A 17,636-nucleotide genomic window follows, 5' to 3' on the forward strand; every position below is an offset into this window, starting at 1 on the left:
CAGGCAGTCCTGACAGGACTGCTGTGCGCCGCTCTGGGGCTGTTGCTCCGGCTTGCGCTGCAGCCCCTGTTCGGCAGCATCACCGGCCTGACGGTGATGATCCCCGCCGTGTTGATCGCCGCCCTGTGGGGCGGACAGCTCGCCGGCTATACCGCCATTCTGCTGAGCATTCTGGGCGCCCTGTTCATCAGCCAGCAGTTCGACGGGCTGCTTCAGGGCAATTTCAACCTGATGACCGTCGGGGTCGCCTCGTTCGTCGTCGTCGGCGTCTTCGGCACCGTGCTGGCCGCGTCCCTGCGATCCACCTTGCGCAATCTGGACGACACCATCCGTCGGCTCAGCGCCTCCGACACCCTGATCGACGAGACCACCCAGGAACTGCGCGCGATGGTCGAACAGGCTTCCGCCGGCATCGCCCGCGTGGACCTGAACGGGCGGGTCGTCAGCGCCAACGCCCGCTTCGCCGAAATCCTCGGACTGACGCCCGACAAGATCATCGGCATCACCACGCGGGACGTCACCCATCCCGATGACGTCGAGAGCACCGGCCAGGCGCTTGAGACCGCCAGGGGCGGCGGCGAGGGACGGCTCGAGAAACGCTACATCCGTCCCGACGGCACGATCGTCTGGGCGCTGACCAGCGTCCGCGCCCTGACCGCCCCGGACGGCGCGCCGATCGGTTTCATCGGCGTGCTGGTCGACATCACCGCCGCCAAGGCCGCGGAGGCCGCCCTGCGCGAGAGCGAAACCCGCTTCCGCCTGATGGCCGACACCGCCCCCTCCCCCGTCTGGATGACCAATGCGGACGCCGAGGTGGAGTTTGTGAACAAGGCGCTCGTCGAGTTCTACGGCAGGCCGGCCGAACAGGTCATCGGCGTCGACTGGCGCAGGAGCGTGCACCCGGATGACCTGCCCGAGGTCATCGCGGTGATGAATGTCGCCCGCCCCGAGCATCGACCCTACGGCTTCGAGGCCCGCTTCCACCGGTTCGACGGCGCCTGGCGCTGGATGCGGGTCGCCGTGAACCCGCGCTTCGACGCCGACGGGACCTTCATGGGCTACGTCGGCATGTCCTTCGACAGCACCGACACCCGCACCGCGATCGAGGCGCTGGAGGCGCAGGATCGGCGCCAGACCTTCCTGCTGGCGTTGACCGATCGCCTGCGGGACCTGACCACGCCCGATGACATCATGGTCGAGGTCGAGCGGTCCCTCGGCGCCGAATTGGGCGCGGACCGGGTCGGATACGGCGAGGTGGACCAGGCGCGAGGGCTGGTGTCGATGAGCCGCGACTGGACCGCGGGCGTGGTCAGCGCGCAGGGCCAGTTCAGCCTTGCCGAACTCGGCGCCGACCTGATCCGGGATCTGGCCGAGGGGCGGTTCATCCGCATCGCCGACGTCCATAACGACAAGCGCACCCGTGAAGCGCTGGAGGTGTTCGAACGTCTGGAAACCCGGGCCCTGATGCGCGCGCCGGTCATTCGCGGCGGCCGTCTGCGGGCCTTCCTCTACGCCCACGACGCCGAAGTGCGCGAGTGGACCGACGCGGAAACGGACCTGCTGCAGGAGGTCGCCGGGCGCACCTGGAGCGAAATCGAGCGGGCCCGCGCCGAGGGCGCCGTGCGCGAAAGCGAGGAGCGCTTCCGGGCCATCGCCGACACCGCCCCCGTTCTGATCTGGGTGACCGGCCAGGACCGGGTGCGGGAGTTCGTGAACCAGGCCTACGTCGCCTACAACGGCGGGACCTATGAAGACGCCCGGCTGGCCGACTGGCGCACCGTCATCCATGTCGACGACCATGAGCGGATCATCCGCGAGTCCGTCGCCGGCGAGGCCACCGGCCAGCCCTTCTCCATGGAGGCGCGCTACCTGCGTCACGACGGCGAATACCGCTGGCTCAAGTCCTTCTCGCGCCCGCGTCTGAACGCCGACGGCGAGGTGATCGGCTTCGTCGGCGTGGCCTTCGACGTGACCGACATTCGCGAGGCGCAGGCGCGACTGCTCGAATCCGAAACCCGCTTCCGCACCGTGGCCGACAGCGCCCCGGCCCAGATGTGGATGACCGACGACGCCGGTCACGTCGTCTTCGCCAACAAGCGCTACCGCACCTTCTTCAGCGTCCGCCGGGACGAGGATCTGGAGGAGAACTGGCGCGCGACCATGACGGCCAACGGCCTCGAAGCCTTCTACGCCGGCTTTATGGGCGCGCTGGAAAACCGCGACCGCTTCGAAGCCATCATGGAGGTCGAGCATCCCCAGATGGGCCGACGCTGGCTGCGCTGCGAAGGCATCCCCCGGTTTGACGGCGCCGGCCATTTCCAGGGCTATGTGGGCGCCAACATCGACGTCACCGAAGCCCGTCAGGCCGAGGAAGACCTGAAGCGCATCAACGAACTGCTTGAAGAGCGCGTCAGCGAGGCGATGGCCGAGAAGGCCAAGGCCGAGGCCGACCTGATGCACGCCCAAAGGATGGAAGCCGTCGGCCGCCTGACGGGTGGGGTCGCCCACGACTTCAACAACCTGCTGACCGTCGTCATCGGGGCGCTCGACATGATGTTGCGCTCCCCCGACGACAAGGCGCGACAGAAGAAGCTCGGCGAGGCCGCGCTGGCCGCCGCTCGCCGGGGCGAGGGCCTGACCCATCAGTTGCTGGCCTTCTCGCGTCGTCAGGCGCTTCGCCCCGAGGCGCTGGACCTGAACGCCCTCATCCGCGAAAGCGAGCCCCTTCTGAAGCGTGCGGTCGGCGAGGCTGTCGAGTTCCGGCTCAAGCTGCGCCGGGGCGGCGCGCGCGTGAACGTCGACCCCTCACAGTTTGAGGCGGCGCTGCTGAACCTCGTCGTCAACGCCCGCGACGCCCTGGGCGACCGGAGGGGCGGCCGGATCACGGTCCAGACCCTGACCACCGGCGTGCGCGCGGGCGAAGTGCCCGAACTGCCGCCCGGGAACTATGTCTGTATCTCCGTCGCGGACAACGGCACGGGCATTGATCCCGAGGTGCTCAGCCGTGTGTTCGAGCCCTTCTTCACCACCAAGGCGATCGGCAAGGGCACCGGGCTGGGCCTCAGTCAGGTGTACGGCTTCGCCCGCCAGTCAGGCGGCGGTGTCCGAGTGGCCTCGACCTTGGGCCGGGGTTCGGAAATCCGGCTCTACCTGCCGCCGCTGGACCGGGTCGACGAGCCCGAGACCGAAAGCCGTTCCGCCTCGCCCTACGCGCCGATTCCGGCCCGTCGCATCCTGCTGGTCGAGGACGACGTCGGCGTGGCCGCCATCGCCCTGGACCTGCTGACCGCCATGGGCATGGACGTGGCCGCGGCGGACACGGCGCCGCGCGCCCTGGAGATGCTGAAGGTCGAGCGCTTCGACCTGATGCTGAGTGATGTGGTCATGCCCGGCGGGATGACGGGCATCGAGCTGGCGCGCGTCTGCGCGCGCGACTGGCCGGACATGCGCATCGTCCTGACCTCGGGCTATGCCGGCGAGGATGTGGACGAAGCCCTGTCGGACGCGCCCTGGCCCTTCCTGCGCAAGCCCTATTCAGGCGAGCAACTGGCCGAAATTCTGGGGCAGGTTCCCGCCGGAGCGGACTGACGCCCGGAGCGATGCGCCCCGGGCGACCAGTGGATCAGCCGCGCTTCGAACCGCGGGCCTTGCGCGCCGCATAGCGGGCGTCGCGAGCAGCCTTCTGCTCTTCCTTGGACAGTTGCTTCCGCTCCTTGCGGGCGGCGCGCTTCTCGGCGTCCACGGCGTCCTGCTCGGCCTGCTGGGCGGCCATGCGGGCAGCCTCCTTTTCGGCCTTCTCACGGCGAACCTCGGCCTTGGCCAGTTCGTGCTGCTGGCGCTGGGCTTCCTTCTCGGCGGCGCGCTTTTCGGCCAGCTTTTCGAATTCCGGGTCCGGCGCGGCGGCCTTCGGCTTGAACTTGGCGAGCAGGGCGGCCTTGGCGTCTTTCTGGGCCGAGATGCGATCGGTGAAGCCGGTTTGTTTCAGATCTCTCATGCGAGGAGTCGTCGTATCCTTGATCAATTGTCAGATGCGCGTACGCCGGAGCGAGCATGGCTCAGCCCCGGGCGGGTCCGCTAACCCCATATGGGGATGAAATGCAAGGTTTGGAGGGCGCGCGAATGCACACCCTCCTGCCAGTGTGTCAGTTGGGGCGCTCGGCGTGACCGACCGCCGCGCCCGCCGCGCCGCCCACAGCCGCGCCGACCGGACCCGCGACGACCGCGCCCGCGACCGCGCCGGTGGCGGCCTTCTGTTCAATGGTGGTTCCGCAGGCGGCGGCTCCCAGGGTGAGAGCGGCGACGGCGAGTACGGTGGAAATACGGCGCATGACTGGTCTCCTGTTCGGGGAGTCAAACGTAACCGTGGCCATCGGGGTTCCCCGGAACGACCGAAAGTCACCACCCACCGGATTCGACTTCGAAAGACTAGACCTGACGATGGACGAAGACGCCCGAAAGCCGAGCCAGCGCTATGTGACAAAGACGCCAGAACATCCAATACAGTACATGACGCATTGACTGAGAGCATGAGCTGCCACAGCCGGCGCGAAATCACTGACCGTACACAAGGATTAACACCTAATGTCGCGGCGTACACGATTCTTGCGAATCAACCACATTTGAGCCACAAATGGCTGGCTTAAGGCGCGTCCTCCGAAGCCCGGCCGTTCGCCGAACATCGGAATTGCTGCAGTCGGAACGCGATCCCGGATCGCCCGGCGGCAAGACTACCCGGGGGCGGCACTGCGCCCTGCCGAACAGGACCGAGCCTTTGCCTACCCCTTTCCAGACGCGCGCGACTCCGCCTGAAGACCGTGTGGCCCGTATCCGGCCCGGCACGGCGGCGGCCATGTTCGGCGCACTGGTGGGACTGGCGGTCGGCGGCGCCTATCTGGGCGGCGCGGCGGCGAAGGCCTCGGCAATTCAGGATCAGGCTGCGCGCATCGACGGCGCCAGCTCGGCGGGCTTCACCGAGGAAGCCCTGGCGGCGGCCGCCGGCGGCCTCGACGAAAGCGCCCTGACCATCGCCCGTCGGCACGATCCCTATACGGTCGCCGGCCCGACCCAGCGCGACCGTCAGGCCGAACTGCTGACGGCGCGTCTTGAACAACTGCGCGGCGTCCGCGCGCCGGGCCTGCGTCAGGCCAACCTGTCGGCTCCGGTCGCGGCACAGCCCTTCCGCCTCGGCGGCGCGCTGGAAGCCTCGCGGGATCTCGAGTGCCTGACCCAGGCCGTCTACTACGAAGCCCGCGGCGAAGGCCGCAACGGCATGCGCGCCGTGGCCCAGGTCGTCCTGAACCGCGTTCGCCACCCGGCCTTCCCCAAGAGCGTCTGCGGCGTCGTCTTCCAGGGCGCCGGTCGTCGCACCGGTTGCCAGTTCAGCTTCACCTGCAACGGCTCGATGCGCGGCAACGTCAACCGCGCCGCCTGGGACCGCGCCCGCGCGATCGCCTCGTCGGCCCTGTCGGGCTCGGTCTACGGCGAAGTCGGCAACGCCACCCACTTCCACACCACCGCCGTCTCGCCCCAGTGGCGCAGCAGCCTGATCCGCGTGACCCAGGTCGGCGATCACCTGTTCTATCGCTTCGGCGGCCGCGCCGGCTCCGGCGGCGCCTTCAGCTACGCCGCCCGCCGCTCGACCGACGCCGACACGCCGCAGATCGTTCAGGCCAATCTGGAAGCCGACGCCCCGACGGGCCCGGTGCCGTATCTGGCCGCCACCGGCCAGGCCCAGACGCCCGCGCCTGCCGTGACCCGGACCCCGGTCGCCGCGGCCGCGCCCGCGATCGTTCCGCCGGCCGGCGAAGCCCCGGCCGCCTGATCCGTCAGCGCTGCTGGGTCTTCCAGTGCGTCGTCATGTTCTGACGCAGATTGCCGAACCGGCCCTGCGTTTCCAGATTCACGTCCGCGTCGCCCGGCTGGCCGGACTGCGCGCCCGTGCTGATGTCGCGCCGGTCGGCGTTCATCGCCTCGGCCATCGGCGTTCCGCCCCGGTCTCCGAAGCTGCGTTGTTCCTTCGGGATTTTCGGACTGTGAGTCATCGGTCCACTCCTTCCGTTGGGAAGACACAACCGTCCCGCGCCGGGACTGTTCCGGACCGATGTTCTCAGACCGCGTCCAGGCCGACGTCCAGCGATGCGGCCGAATGGGTCAGGGCGCCCACCGAGATGACGTCCACGCCGGTCTCCGCGATGGCGCGCACCGTGTCCAGATTGACCCCGCCGGACGCCTCCAGCGTGACCGCTCCGGCCACCCGCGACACGGCCTCGCGCAGGTCCGCGAGGCTGAAATTGTCCAGCATAATCACGTCCGGCCGTTCCGCCAGCGCCTCGTCCAGCTGATCCAGGCCGTCGACCTCGACCTCGACCTTCATCAGGTGACCCGCGGCAGCCTTCGCCCGGCGCACGGCCTCACCCACCCCGCCGCAGACGGCGACGTGGTTGTCCTTGATCAGGATGGCGTCATCCAGCCCGAAGCGATGGTTCAGCCCGCCCCCGCATAGCACCGCGTGCTTCTCCAGCGCGCGCAGGCCCGGCGTGGTCTTGCGGGTGTCGGCGATCCGCGCCGTCGTCCCCGCCACGGCGTCCACATAGGCCCGCGTCAGGGTAGCGATGCCGCACAGGCGGCCCAGCAGGTTCAGCGCCGTCCGCTCGGCCGACAGGAAGGCGCGGGCGTCGGCTTCCACCTCGGCCAGAACCGCGCCCGCCTCAAACGCCTCGCCGTCGCGCAGTTTCAGGTCCACCCTCGCCGCCGGGTCCATCGCCAGCACGGCCAGACGCACACAGTCGATCCCGGCCAGCAGGCCCGGCTTCCGCGCCGCGAACACCGCCCGCATGCGCGCGCCCTCGGGGATGCAGGCCTTCGCCGTCACATCGCCCGCGCGGCCCAGGTCCTCCGCCAGCGCCAGCCGGACCACCGGTTCGATCAGGATGTCAGGAAGGGTCGGGCTCATTCGGCGGCCATGATCTCGGAAAGGCCCGCCCCGGAGTCCCGGCGCAGGCGGGTATGCCGCGGCGCGGCGTCGGTCCCGGGATAGTCGGCCCGATAGTGCCCGCCCCGGCTCTCGCGGCGATCCAGAGCCGCGCCGGCGATCAGGCGGGCGGCCAGCACCGGCAGGGCGCCGCGCGCCGCCTGCTCCAGCCGCTCCATCAGGGCCAGCGCCCGCGTCAGGCCGTCGGCGTCGCGCACGACCCCGACATTGTCGCTCATCGTCACGCGCAGGGCCGTCAGGGCCTCGGGCGACAGGTCCGGCGTCAGCGCGGCCTTCAGCACCTTGCCGTCGACGCCCGTCTCGGCCGCCGCCGCACGGCCGGTGCGACGCCCGAAGGCGGCCGCCTCCAGCAGGGAGTTCGAGGCCAGCCGGTTGGCGCCGTGCACCCCGGTCGCCGCGCACTCGCCCACGGCGAACAGGCCCGGCAGGCTGGTGTGTCCGTCCCGGCCGGCCGCGATCCCGCCCATGTGATAATGAGCGCCCGGCGCGACGGGGATCGGCGTCTCGCGCGGATCCAGTCCCGCCCGCATGCAGGCGGCGAACACCGCCGGAAACTCGGTCGGGAAATGCGCCCCCACGGCCGTACGGGCGTCCAGATAGGCGCCGCGTCCCTCGGCCCGGGCGCCGTGCACCGCGCGGGCGACAATATCGCGGGCCTTCAGATCGGCGTCCGGCTCGTCGCCCAGGAGGAAGCGGCCCTCGGCGTCGATCAGGCGCGAGCCCTCGCCGCGCAGGGCCTCGGTGGCCAGCGGCATGGGGTCCAGCCCGACGTCGATCGCGGTGGGGTGGAACTGCACGAACTCCGGATCCAGCACCTCCGCCCCGGCCAGCCAGGCCAGCGCCATCCCCTCGCCCAGCAGGGCCACCGGAGTGGTGGTGCGCGCAAACAGTCCGCCGGCGCCGCCGGTGGCCAGCACCACGGCCGGAGCCAGCACCTCGGTAAGCCGTCCGTCGCGCTCGATCACCGCCCCGCGCACGCGGCCGGTGGCGTCCTGCACGAGGGCGCGCAGGCGGCCGTTCTCCCAGACCTCGACATGCGGCGCCGCGCGGACCGAGGCGACGAGGGCCGACAGGATCGCCCGCCCGGCCCCGTCGCCGCCCACGCGCGCCACGCGCGCCTTCGAGTGGGCGGCCTCCAGACTGACCGCAAAACCGCCGTCGACGTCGCGATCGAACGGCGCGCCCAGCGCCGCCAGCCACTCGACGGTCGCGCGGCCGTCGGCCGTCAGCGCCCGGGCGGTCGCCTCATCGACCAGTCCCGCGCCCGCCGCCGCCGTATCGGCCGCGTGCAGGGCCGGATCGTCCTGCGCCGACAGGGCCGCGGCCACGCCGCCCTGCGCCCAGGCGGACGAGCAGGCCTGCAGCAGGGGCGCCGGCGTCACCACCAGGGTCGGGCGCGGCCCGGCCTCCAGCGCGGCCGACAGTCCCGCCAGACCCCCGCCGATGATCAGCGGCCCATCGTGGCGCAGACGGTTCAACGGCCGATCCCCAGGAAGCGGGCGCCGTGGGTCGCGGCCTCGACCGCGGTTCCGGCGTCCGGCAACAGGGCGGCCACACCCACCGCGGCGCAGGCCGCCGCGGTCAGCACGAACAGGGCCACCGACTTGGCGGCCTCGACGCCGGTCAGCTTGCGGGCCACCGCGCGCCAGTGCCGCGCCTTCAGGTGTCCGATCAGGGCGATGGCCAGGAAGATGGCGAACAACCACATGCCGTTCAGGACGCCCCAGATCACCGCGAGGACGCCGAGGATCAGGATGACGACCCGCTCGACCATCGGATGGATCATCGCCAGCACCGGCCCGATCGCGCGCGAACCGTCCAGCGGCGGGGCTGGAGCCAGATTGATCAGGTTCAGGAAGGCGACCACCAGCACGGCGTCCAGCCAGATCGCGTCGCCGGTCCACAGGTACAGGCCCGCGAAGGGCACGGCGGCCAGCAGGCCGAAGGCCGGTCCGGCCAGGGCGACCAGCACGTCATGCCACTCGCTCTTCGCCGGGCGTTGCCCCACGGTCGCGCCGAGGAAGGGCAGGATGTAGACCCGCGCCGGCCCCATGCCGAGGCGGTTCATCGCCAGCATATGCCCGACCTCATGGACAAGGATGGCGAACAGCAGGGCGCCGACCATCACCAGACTGCCGGTCAGCAGATAGACGATGCTGCCCAGCAAGAGGGTCGACATCAGGGCCGAGCCCAGCCCCTGTTCGCGAACCGGCGGAAAGTCGCGCGGCTCGGCTTCCGGCGCCGCGGCGGGCGCGGGGGGCGGCAGGTCTTCCGGTCGGGGGTCCCAGGGGCCGGGGCGGCGGGGGGTGTCCATATCGCTCATCCCCGCGACGTGGCCTTTTCGGCCTTCAGCCACAAGGCCAGTACGGCGAGAAGCCGCAGGGTCTTGCGATCGACGGTCGCGACGGCGCGGACGGGCGGGACATAGTGCATCGGAGGTCAGTCCAGATTGTGCGCCCGCGCCTCGGCGGGATTGGCCCGCACCAGGGCGGCGCGCGTCAGGTTCTTGGGCACGCCCCGGCGCGCCAGTATTTCATAGACCCGGCGCAGGTCCCGCACCGGCTTGTAGGCGACCCAGCGCTGCTGGGACCGCCAGATCAGGATCATGTAGCCAAACGGTACGCGCCACACTCGAACCACTTCAGATCAACTCCACATCCACGTGATGCCGCGCCTTTACGAGGTCGTAGCGCGCCGGAACAGCCGGCGGCGGCAGATCGATCATCCGCTGCACCGCCATTCGCGCCTTGTCGATCATGTCGTCGGGCACGGTCACCTCAAACTTCATGTCGCGCAGGCAGTCGCGGATATTCTCCAGCGTGATCCGCTTCATGTGCGGGCACATGTTGCAGGGCCCGACGAACTGCACGTCGGGCACGTCGCCCTTGATGTTCGACGCCATCGAGCACTCGGTGATCAACACCACCCGCTTCGGCTTGCGGGCCTCGACGTAGTCGGTCATCGCCGCGGTGGAGCCGGCGAAGTCCGCCGCCTGCAGGATTTCCTCGGGGCATTCCGGGTGCGCCAGCACCTCGGCGTCCGGCCAGGCGTCGCGCATGTCGGCGATATCCTGCGTCGTGAAACGCTTGTGGACCTCGCAGTGCCCCTTCCACGCGACGATCTTGATGTCGGTCTGGGCCGCGACGTTGCGCGCCAGATACTCGTCAGGGATCAGGATGACCTTGTCGACGCGCCATTCCTTGGCCGCCCATTCGACGATCTGCACCGCATTGGCGCTGGTGCAGCAGATATCCGTCTCGGCCTTCACGTCGGCGGTCGTGTTCACATAGGTGACCACCGGCAGGCCGGGGTAGCGCTGCTTGATCAGCCGCACGTCCGCGCCCGTGATCGAGCTGGCCAGGCTGCAACCCGCGCGCAGGTCGGGGATCAGCACCGTCTTCTCGGGGCTCAGGATCTTGGACGTCTCGGCCATGAAGTGCACGCCCGCCTGGACGATCACCTTCGCCTTCGACTTGGCGGCCTCCTTCGCCAGTCCCAGGCTGTCGCCGACATAGTCGCCGACCCCGTGGAAGATTTCCGGCGTCATGTAGTTGTGCGCCAGAATGACCGCGTCGCGCTCCTTCTTCAGCGCATTGATTTCGCTGATCAGGGCCGCATAGCCGGGCCACTCCAGCGGGGTCACGTGGTCCTTGACCTTTTCCCACACCGGCGCGGTCTCGCGCTCCAGTTCCTTCGACAGCCCGAACATCCCGTCCGCCATCGCATCCGTCCTTTTGCTCGAACTGAGCAAATCAGTGATCCGAAGAACGGCGGTCAGCCCCTGAGGCCATCCGCCGACTTATGCTCACTTTCAGCATAAGCAGGTGCAATCTAGGCGGATGACGGAGGAATGCAAGCCCTGCCGGATGAAATCAGCGGCGACGAACGACCAGATAGTCCAGCGCGGCGACCGGCCCGTTCGGCACATAATAGACCCCGCCCTCGGGAGAGGCTTCGCCGAGGGCGAAAACCGGGCGGCCTTCCAGACGCTCCAGATAGCCGGCCTGCCCCTCCGGCGGAGTCGGCGGGCTCGGATGGTCGGTCCGGCATTCGGTCAGACGCAGTTCGCGAACAATGCAGCTCTTCTGCCCTTCCGACGGCGCGGGTGTCGACGGCGGCGGCGGCAGGTCCACCTGACGACGCGGCGAGCGCGAGGTCGCCCCCCGTCGGGTCGGTCGGATCGGTCCGGCTTCCGGGTTGAGCAGCGACACCTCCGCCCGGGGCAGGGCGTCACGATCGTCAGTCAGTCCCCAGCCGCAAGCGGTCAGGACCCGGTCCAGGTTCGCCGACTGCGGCGGCAGGTCGAAAGCCCCCTGGAAGGCGGGCGTCTCCCCCTCGGCGGTATGGACCCGATACAGGCCGCCGCCGCGCATGAAGCGGATATCCCGCGCCGGCACCGCGCTGCGGTAGGACCCGGGCGCCCCGGCCGAGGTCCAGGTCTGCACATCGCTGCGCCCGTCCGCGCGCGTGGCGGTCAGGGTCAGTTCGCCGGTCGCTTGCGGAAGGCCGGTCAGCACCGCCGTCAGGGCGCCGCCGCGGCACTGGACCACGATCATCTGCCCGGCGTCATAGCGCGCCGCGGCGATGGTGATGTTCTGCGCCGGATCCTGCTGGAACTCCCAGTCGTCGTCCTGCGCCGCCGCCCCCGCGGCCGCTCCCAGCCCGGCCGCCATGGCCAGACCGGCGAAAAGCACCGTCCTCATACTCATTTTCCCTCACAGCCCGCGTGCAGTGACACGCAGACTCGAGGACCCGTCAAGCGGCCGTCGCCACCCCTTCATGGGCCAACAACCAGCGCTTGCGCTCAAGGCCTCCGGCGTATCCCGTCAAGGTTCCATTGGCCCCGATCACCCGATGGCAGGGCACGATCACCGCAATCGGATTCTGGCCGTTCGCCAGTCCCGCCGCCCTCACCGCCCGGGGCGAGCCGATCGCCGACGCCAGCTGTCCGTAGCTGCGCGTCTCGCCCGCCGGGATGGCCCGCAGGGCGGCCCAGACCGCCCTCTGGAAGTCGGTGCCGCCGGTCTTCACCGGCAGTTCGTCCAGCGCGGTCAGGTCACCGGCGAAATAGGCCAGCACCGCCGCGCGCAAGCCATCCGGCGCACGGCCCTCCGCCAGCGACGCCCCCGGACTGTGCCGCGCCAGCAGACGGTGCATCCGGTCCTCGTATCCGGCGAAGTCCAGCGCCCTCACCGCCCCTTCAGGGCCGGTGATCAGCAGCACCTCGCCCACCGGGGTCGCCAGCCGGTCCAGCGTCAGGGTTTCAGGCCGCGTCGCGGTCATCGTTCATCTCCAGTGTCACGGGGTCGATCTCGGCCACGGCCAGATACAGCGCCCCATAGGCCCGCCACGGACGCCACAGCTCGGCGCGCGCGGTCAGGCGGTCATCGTTCAGCCGGTCGTTCGGCGGCTCGGCGCCGTCATCGATCCAGTCGCCGGGCAGCCGCAGCCCCGGCCGCGCCGCCACCAGCGGCTTCAAAAGCGGATCGGCGGACAGGTCCCGCGCGATGGCGTCCGGGTCCGCCGACAGGTCGAACACCCGCCGCACCCGCGCCAGCACGCCCGGCAGGGCCTTCAGGTCGGTCGTCTCGACACAGACCGACACCCGCCCGTCCTCGCCCGGCTCGACCCGGACCCAGCCTTCAGCCCCGTCGACGTCCCGGCCCAACGCACGCGACCACCGCCGTCCCTCGACCGTGTCACCCCGCCGGCCCAGGGTCGACAGCATCGCGTCCCAGTCATAGGGCGGCGCATAGGGCAGGCTCAGCACCACCCCACCCTCATGCACCCGCTCGCCCCGCCGCCGCAGGGCCGAGGGCGGCCGCTCGTACAGGGCCTGAAAGGTCTCATTGAACCGCCGCACGCTGCCGAAGCCGGAGGCCAGCGCCACCTGCGCCATCGACAGGTCGGTCTGATGGATCAGGGCCTTGGCCAGCAGCACGCGCCGCGTCTGCGCCACGCTGACCGGCGCCGCGCCCAGATGCTGGCGGAACAGGCGGCGAAGGTGCCGTTCACCCACGCCCAGCCGCCCCGCCAGCGCATCGACGTCGCCTTCATCCAGAGCGCCCGCCTCGATCAGGGCCAACGCCCGGCTTACCGTGTTCGAGGTGCCCCGCCAGGCGCCCATGTCCGGCGCCGTCTCGGGTCGGCAGCGCAGACAGGCCCGGAAGCCCGCCTCCTCCGCCGCCGCCGCCGAGGCGACGAAGATCATGTTCTCCCGCTTCGGCGTCCGCGCCGGACAGACGGGCCGGCAGTAGATGCCCGTCGTCTTCACGCAGCCGAAGAACCGCCCGTCGAACCGCGCGTCGCGCGTCAGCACAGCGCGGTAACAGGCCTCCTGATCAAGTTCGGCGGGGTTTTCCATGAACCGAAGATAGGCCGGGCGCCGGGGAAACGCTCGCGGTTTTCGGACACGGGTGTGATCCCCCGCAACAGAAAAGGCCCCGGCGGCCGGATCGCCGCCGGGGCCTGAAGCCGAAGCCGGTTCCAGCCGTCAATCTTCCTTTGGCAGCCGGTCGTCCTTGCCCGTGATCAGCCGCCCCAGCGCGCCGATCACCTTGAACACGCCGACGATGAAGCCGAAGGCGACGCACAGCATCAGGATGGTCGGCAGCGGCCACCAGCCGGACTGGAACATCTCGCGCACCCGGTCGACGAAGGTCTCGACGTCCGGCACGAACACCACCGGCGACATCGGCGAGTACAGCCAGACCCAGGCGAACAGGGCCGCCTCGGCGACGCCGAAGCCGATGTCCCCCAGCGCGGTGAAGCGGACGCCCTTCGGATGCAGGGCCCGGGTCAGGTCGAAGGCGATCCGCACCAGCAGGAAGGCGGTCACCGGCCAGTAGAGCAGGTCGTGCATCTCGGCGAGGATGCGGCCGAAGTCGACGCCGTTCACCACCGCCCCGAGGTCCGCGGGCGTCGTATGCGTCAGCGGCAGCCAGCCGACCCACCACAGCAGCACCACGCCCCAGCCGACGGCGCTGCCCAGCGCCCGCGCGGTCGGCGAGGCCCGCCGCTTGCCGGTCCGGACGGACTTGGCTGACCAGTCGCCCTCCTGCAGCCCCCGGGACATGGCCTCGGCGTTCAGGCTGCCGCCGAACTCGAACAGCCCCAGATCCTTGACCCGCCACTCCCGCAGGAAGCGGGGCTTCTCCTTCTGTCGCTCAATGAAGAAGGCGGCGATGGTGGCGAAGCCGATCAGGGTGACCCCGCTGTTGAACACGCCCGCGATGGCCTGTCCGAGCGCCTGCCCCAGTTCGATGTCCCCGACGATCGTCCGGACGAAGGCGCCCAGCACCGCGATCACCGCGATGACGATCAGCCCGGCGCGCACGCCGAACATCCACCACGGGAACAGCTCGGGCCCGACCACGTGCTGCGGCCCCGAGCCGTAGCGGGCAGCGACCGCCAGCGGGTGGCCGATGTCGCGCAGGATCTCCTCCTGCTCGGCCTCGGTCAGGGGGCGACCCAGCGCCTCCTCCTTCTCCTCGAACCGGTTCAGGATCAGGTCGCGCAGTTCGGCGACAATGTCGGCCCGCTGGCTCTGCGGCAGCTGGGCCGCGACGGCGTTCAGGTAGCGATCAATCAGGTCCATCAGACTTCCCCTCGTCCCTCGATCTTCAAAGCAGCTTGTCCAACGAGGCGCTGATGCCCCGCCATTCGTCAGTCAGGGCGGCCAGCATCGACACGCCCGCGGGCGACAGGACGTAGAAGCGCTTCTTCCGCTTCTCTTCCTCGCGCCATTCGCTCTGCAGCAGCCCCTGGCTCTCCAGCCGGCGCAGCAGCGGGTAGAGGGTGGATTCCTCCATCTCCAGCCCGTCCGCCGCCAGCGCCTGGCGCAGGGTGTAGCCGTACCGCTCGGTCCTCAGGCAGGCGAGCACCGCCAACACCAGGGACCCGCGGCGCAGCTCCAGCCGCATGCTTTCAAACAGTTCCGGATCGACGCTCACGTCGCTCCTCCCTCTGCGCCACATAGTGTGTGACGCACAGTGTATGCGACATACTGTGTGAGGGAGTCAAGCGACCGTCGTTACGCTTCGGTCGCTTTGCTCCGAACCCGAACCAAATTCGAAACAGCGATCAGACTGGACAACCTCCCGTTCCGGGTGTGTCCTGATGAGTCCGGCTCAAGAAAAACAACAGCCGGGACGAGTGAGGAAACATGTCGAACCGACCGAGCCACATTCGGCTCAACTCCCACCCCGGCGCGGGAACCGCGTCCCGCTTCCCCATCCATTGGGGAGCCCCCACCGCGCGCGAACGCGGCCCGGTGATCGGCACCGTCAACGCCGGGCCGGACCGCAACGCCATCGGCGCCCACGGCGGCGCCTATTCGGTCTATCGCGCCCTGGCCGTCTCGTCGGGCGCGATGAGCGCGAACAACCGGCCCGACCTGACCAACACCGCGCCGACCACGCCCATGGGGCCGTTCCCGCAGTGGACGGACGGCGGCAGGATCGTCTCGCTGGACCCCTGGGGCGCGCGTGTGGCCGAGGACTTCGCCGACGAGATTCGCGACGGCGTCGACATCCGCCCGACCATCGCCGTGACCCGCGCCCGGCTGCAGCTCGGCGAGATCAATGAGGCCATCGCGGCCGGGCGCATCAAGGTCGACGGGACCGTGGTGCATGACACCGGCGACGTCGCCGTGACCAAGGCCGCCATCGATCCGGTCTGGTATTTGCCCGGTATCGCCGAACGCTTCGGCGTCACCGAGACCGCCCTGCGCCGCACCCTGTTCGAACAGACCGGCGGCATGTACGCCGACCTCGTCACCCGGCCGGACATCAAGGTCTTCCTGCCGCCGATCGGGGGCATCACCCTGTACATCTTCGGCGACCCGGCCGCGATCGCCGACCCGGCGCGCCGCCTGACCTGCCGGGTCCATGACGAGTGCAACGGCTCGGACGTCTTCGGCTCGGACATCTGCACATGCCGCCCCTACCTGACCCACGGGATCGAGGAGTGCGTGCAGGAGGCCCAGAGCGGCGGCGCGGGCCTGATCGTCTATAACCGCAAGGAAGGCCGGGCCCTCGGCGAGGTGACCAAATTCCTCGTCTACAACGCCCGCAAGCGCCAGCCCGGCGGGGACCAGGCCGCCACCTATTTCGAGCGGACCGAATGCGTCGCCGGGGTGCAGGACGCCCGCTTCCAGCAACTGATGCCCGATGTGCTGCACTGGCTGGGCGTCACGAAGATCGACCGCTTCGTCTCCATGTCCAACATGAAGCACGACGCCCTGACCGGCTCGGGCATCGAGATCGGGGAGCGCGTGCCGATCCCGGACTACCTGATCCCGCCCGATGCCTCGGTCGAGATGGAGGCCAAGAAGGCCGCCGGCTACTTCACCCCCGAGGGCGCCAAGTCCGCCGATGAACTGACCCGCGTGGTGGGCCGCGATCTTGAGCAGTTCTGAAGCGACGCAGGCGAAAGGCCTGCTGACCCCCGCCGCCGTCCGCGAGCGCGCCCACGAGATGCTGGAGATCGGCGTCGCCGGCGGGCTCGACCACTGGCGGGTCGATCTCGACCGGTTGCCGGAGACGGCCGGCTATGTGGCCGCCGTCATCCGAGACCAGTATCCGACGCTGGCCGTGCCCTTCCACGCCCGCTGGCGACACTTCGCCGTCGGCGGGGTGGACCTGTGGGGGCCGGTGGCCGAAAGCCGGGCCTGGCCCGACGCCGCGACCCGCGCGCGGACCGAGTTCGATCTCGCCATCGTCTCGGTGCTGTTGGACGCCGGCTCCGGCCCCGGCTGGAGCTATCAGGACACGCGCACCGGCAAGACCCTGACCCGCTCCGAAGGACTGGCCATCGCCAGCTTGCGGATGTTCGAGGCGGGGGCCTTCTCCTCGACACTTAATGATCCATGGCGGGTGGACGCGGACGCGCTGGCCAACCTGACCACCGATGCACTGGCCGAGGGGTTTCAGGTATCGGACGCCAATCCCCTGACCGGGCTGGAGGGCCGCGCGGCCCTGCTGCGCCGCCTCGGCGACCAGTGCCTGAAACGGCCCGACCTGTTCGCCCGCGCCGACACGGCCCGCCCCGGCGGACTGGCCGATGTCCTGATCGCCCGGGCGACCAACGGCGCCCTGCCCGCCCCCGCCATTCTGGAACTGCTGCTCGAGGCCTTCGGGCCGGTCTGGCAGGACCGCCTGAGCCTCGGCGGCGTTGATCTGGGCGACTGCTGGCGGCACCCGGCGATGAGGCGCGACGACGCCACCGACGGCCTCGTGCCGATCCATAAACTGTCCCAGTGGCTCAGCTATTCGCTGGTCGAGCCGCTGCAGACGGCGGGACTGAAGGTGGTCGACCTCGACGGCCTGACCGGGCTGGCGGAGTACCGGAACGGCGGCCTGTTCGCCGATCTCGGCGTGCTTACGCTCAAGGACCCGACCGACGCGGACAAGGCCTGGCCCGTCTCCGACCCGCTGGTGGTCGGCTGGCGCGCCCTGACCGTCGCCCTGCTGGACAGGATCGCGCCGCTGGTGCGAACTGAACTGGGCGTCAGCGCGGAGGCCATGCCTCTGGCCAGCGTGCTGGAGGGCGGCACCTGGGCCGCCGGACGCCGCGCCGCCGCCGAACGCCGACCGGGGGGCGGACCGCCCCTGACCATCCTTTCCGACGGGACCGTCTTCTGATG

17 protein-coding genes are annotated in these 17,636 nt (G+C 70.0%); 4 read left to right on the top strand and 13 right to left on the bottom strand.

The genetic code is table 11. The annotated features are described in order from the left end of the window. Positions 1-42: 42 nt before the first annotated feature. Positions 43-3,588, top strand: a complete 3,546-nt coding sequence (locus VGE03_RS01675) for a PAS domain S-box protein (RefSeq protein ID WP_331044734.1) — start codon at positions 43-45, stop codon at positions 3,586-3,588. Positions 3,589-3,622: 34 nt separating this feature from the next. Here VGE03_RS01675 and VGE03_RS01680 read toward each other — a convergent pair whose 3' ends face one another. Next, entirely contained in the window at positions 3,623-3,994 is a 372-nt protein-coding gene (locus VGE03_RS01680) for a DUF6481 family protein (protein ID WP_331044735.1), read from the bottom strand. Between the two features lie 148 nt (positions 3,995-4,142). Further along, complete coding sequence (locus VGE03_RS01685) at positions 4,143-4,328, bottom strand: hypothetical protein (RefSeq protein WP_331044736.1); 186 nt, start codon at positions 4,326-4,328, stop codon at positions 4,143-4,145. Positions 4,329-4,816: 488 nt separating this feature from the next. Here VGE03_RS01685 and VGE03_RS01690 point away from each other — a divergent pair, with 488 nt between their 5' ends. Next, positions 4,817-5,821: a cell wall hydrolase gene (locus VGE03_RS01690; protein WP_331044737.1), complete on the top strand. Its 1,005-nt coding sequence runs from the start codon at positions 4,817-4,819 to the stop codon at positions 5,819-5,821. A gap of 4 nt (positions 5,822-5,825) precedes the next feature. Here the strand turns inward: VGE03_RS01690 and VGE03_RS01695 are convergent, their stop codons facing one another. From VGE03_RS01695 to VGE03_RS01745, 11 genes are all read right to left on the bottom strand, one after another. Next, a complete protein-coding gene (locus tag VGE03_RS01695; protein ID WP_331044738.1) occupies positions 5,826-6,041 on the bottom strand; it encodes a hypothetical protein in 216 nt (71 codons plus the stop codon). Positions 6,042-6,106: 65 nt separating this feature from the next. Next, positions 6,107-6,952: a carboxylating nicotinate-nucleotide diphosphorylase gene (gene nadC, locus VGE03_RS01700; protein WP_331044739.1), complete on the bottom strand. Its 846-nt coding sequence runs from the start codon at positions 6,950-6,952 to the stop codon at positions 6,107-6,109. Beyond that, the gene (locus VGE03_RS01705; protein WP_331044740.1) at positions 6,949-8,469 is read right to left on the bottom strand and encodes an L-aspartate oxidase; all 1,521 of its coding nucleotides are present in this window, start codon (positions 8,467-8,469) and stop codon (positions 6,949-6,951) included. Before VGE03_RS01705 ends, nadC begins: the two co-directional genes overlap by 4 nt. Next, positions 8,466-9,305 (bottom strand): metalloprotease, encoded by an 840-nt coding sequence (locus tag VGE03_RS01710; RefSeq protein WP_331044741.1) that lies wholly within the window; start codon positions 9,303-9,305, stop codon positions 8,466-8,468. Before VGE03_RS01710 ends, VGE03_RS01705 begins: the two co-directional genes overlap by 4 nt. Positions 9,306-9,430: 125 nt before the next feature. After that, positions 9,431-9,622: a hypothetical protein gene (locus VGE03_RS01715; protein ID WP_331044742.1), complete on the bottom strand. Its 192-nt coding sequence runs from the start codon at positions 9,620-9,622 to the stop codon at positions 9,431-9,433. 10 nt (positions 9,623-9,632) lie between these two features. Beyond that, positions 9,633-10,712, bottom strand: a complete 1,080-nt coding sequence (nadA, locus tag VGE03_RS01720) for a quinolinate synthase NadA (protein WP_331044743.1) — start codon at positions 10,710-10,712, stop codon at positions 9,633-9,635. Between the two features lie 151 nt (positions 10,713-10,863). Then, positions 10,864-11,694, bottom strand: a complete 831-nt coding sequence (locus VGE03_RS01725; protein ID WP_331044744.1) for a hypothetical protein — start codon at positions 11,692-11,694, stop codon at positions 10,864-10,866. A gap of 52 nt (positions 11,695-11,746) precedes the next feature. Then, positions 11,747-12,274, bottom strand: coding sequence for a methylated-DNA--[protein]-cysteine S-methyltransferase (locus tag VGE03_RS01730; protein WP_331044745.1), 528 nt, complete (start codon positions 12,272-12,274; stop codon positions 11,747-11,749). Then, entirely contained in the window at positions 12,255-13,355 is a 1,101-nt protein-coding gene (locus tag VGE03_RS01735) for a bifunctional transcriptional activator/DNA repair enzyme AdaA (protein WP_331044746.1), read from the bottom strand. The genes VGE03_RS01730 and VGE03_RS01735 overlap by 20 nt, the downstream gene beginning before the upstream one ends. Positions 13,356-13,484: 129 nt before the next feature. Next, positions 13,485-14,588, bottom strand: a complete 1,104-nt coding sequence (locus VGE03_RS01740; protein ID WP_331044747.1) for an HAAS signaling domain-containing protein — start codon at positions 14,586-14,588, stop codon at positions 13,485-13,487. 25 nt (positions 14,589-14,613) lie between these two features. Beyond that, positions 14,614-14,943 (bottom strand): PadR family transcriptional regulator, encoded by a 330-nt coding sequence (locus VGE03_RS01745; protein WP_331044748.1) that lies wholly within the window; start codon positions 14,941-14,943, stop codon positions 14,614-14,616. Between the two features lie 212 nt (positions 14,944-15,155). Here VGE03_RS01745 and VGE03_RS01750 point away from each other — a divergent pair, with 212 nt between their 5' ends. Then, the gene (locus VGE03_RS01750) at positions 15,156-16,409 is read left to right on the top strand and encodes a GTP cyclohydrolase II (RefSeq protein ID WP_331044749.1); all 1,254 of its coding nucleotides are present in this window, start codon (positions 15,156-15,158) and stop codon (positions 16,407-16,409) included. After that, the gene (locus tag VGE03_RS01755) at positions 16,396-17,634 is read left to right on the top strand and encodes a URC4/urg3 family protein (protein WP_331044750.1); all 1,239 of its coding nucleotides are present in this window, start codon (positions 16,396-16,398) and stop codon (positions 17,632-17,634) included. Before VGE03_RS01750 ends, VGE03_RS01755 begins: the two co-directional genes overlap by 14 nt. The last annotated feature ends 2 nt before the right edge of the window (positions 17,635-17,636 follow it).

The organism is Brevundimonas sp., from assembly GCF_036400995.1.
Classification (GTDB): Bacteria; Pseudomonadota; Alphaproteobacteria; order Caulobacterales; family Caulobacteraceae; genus Brevundimonas.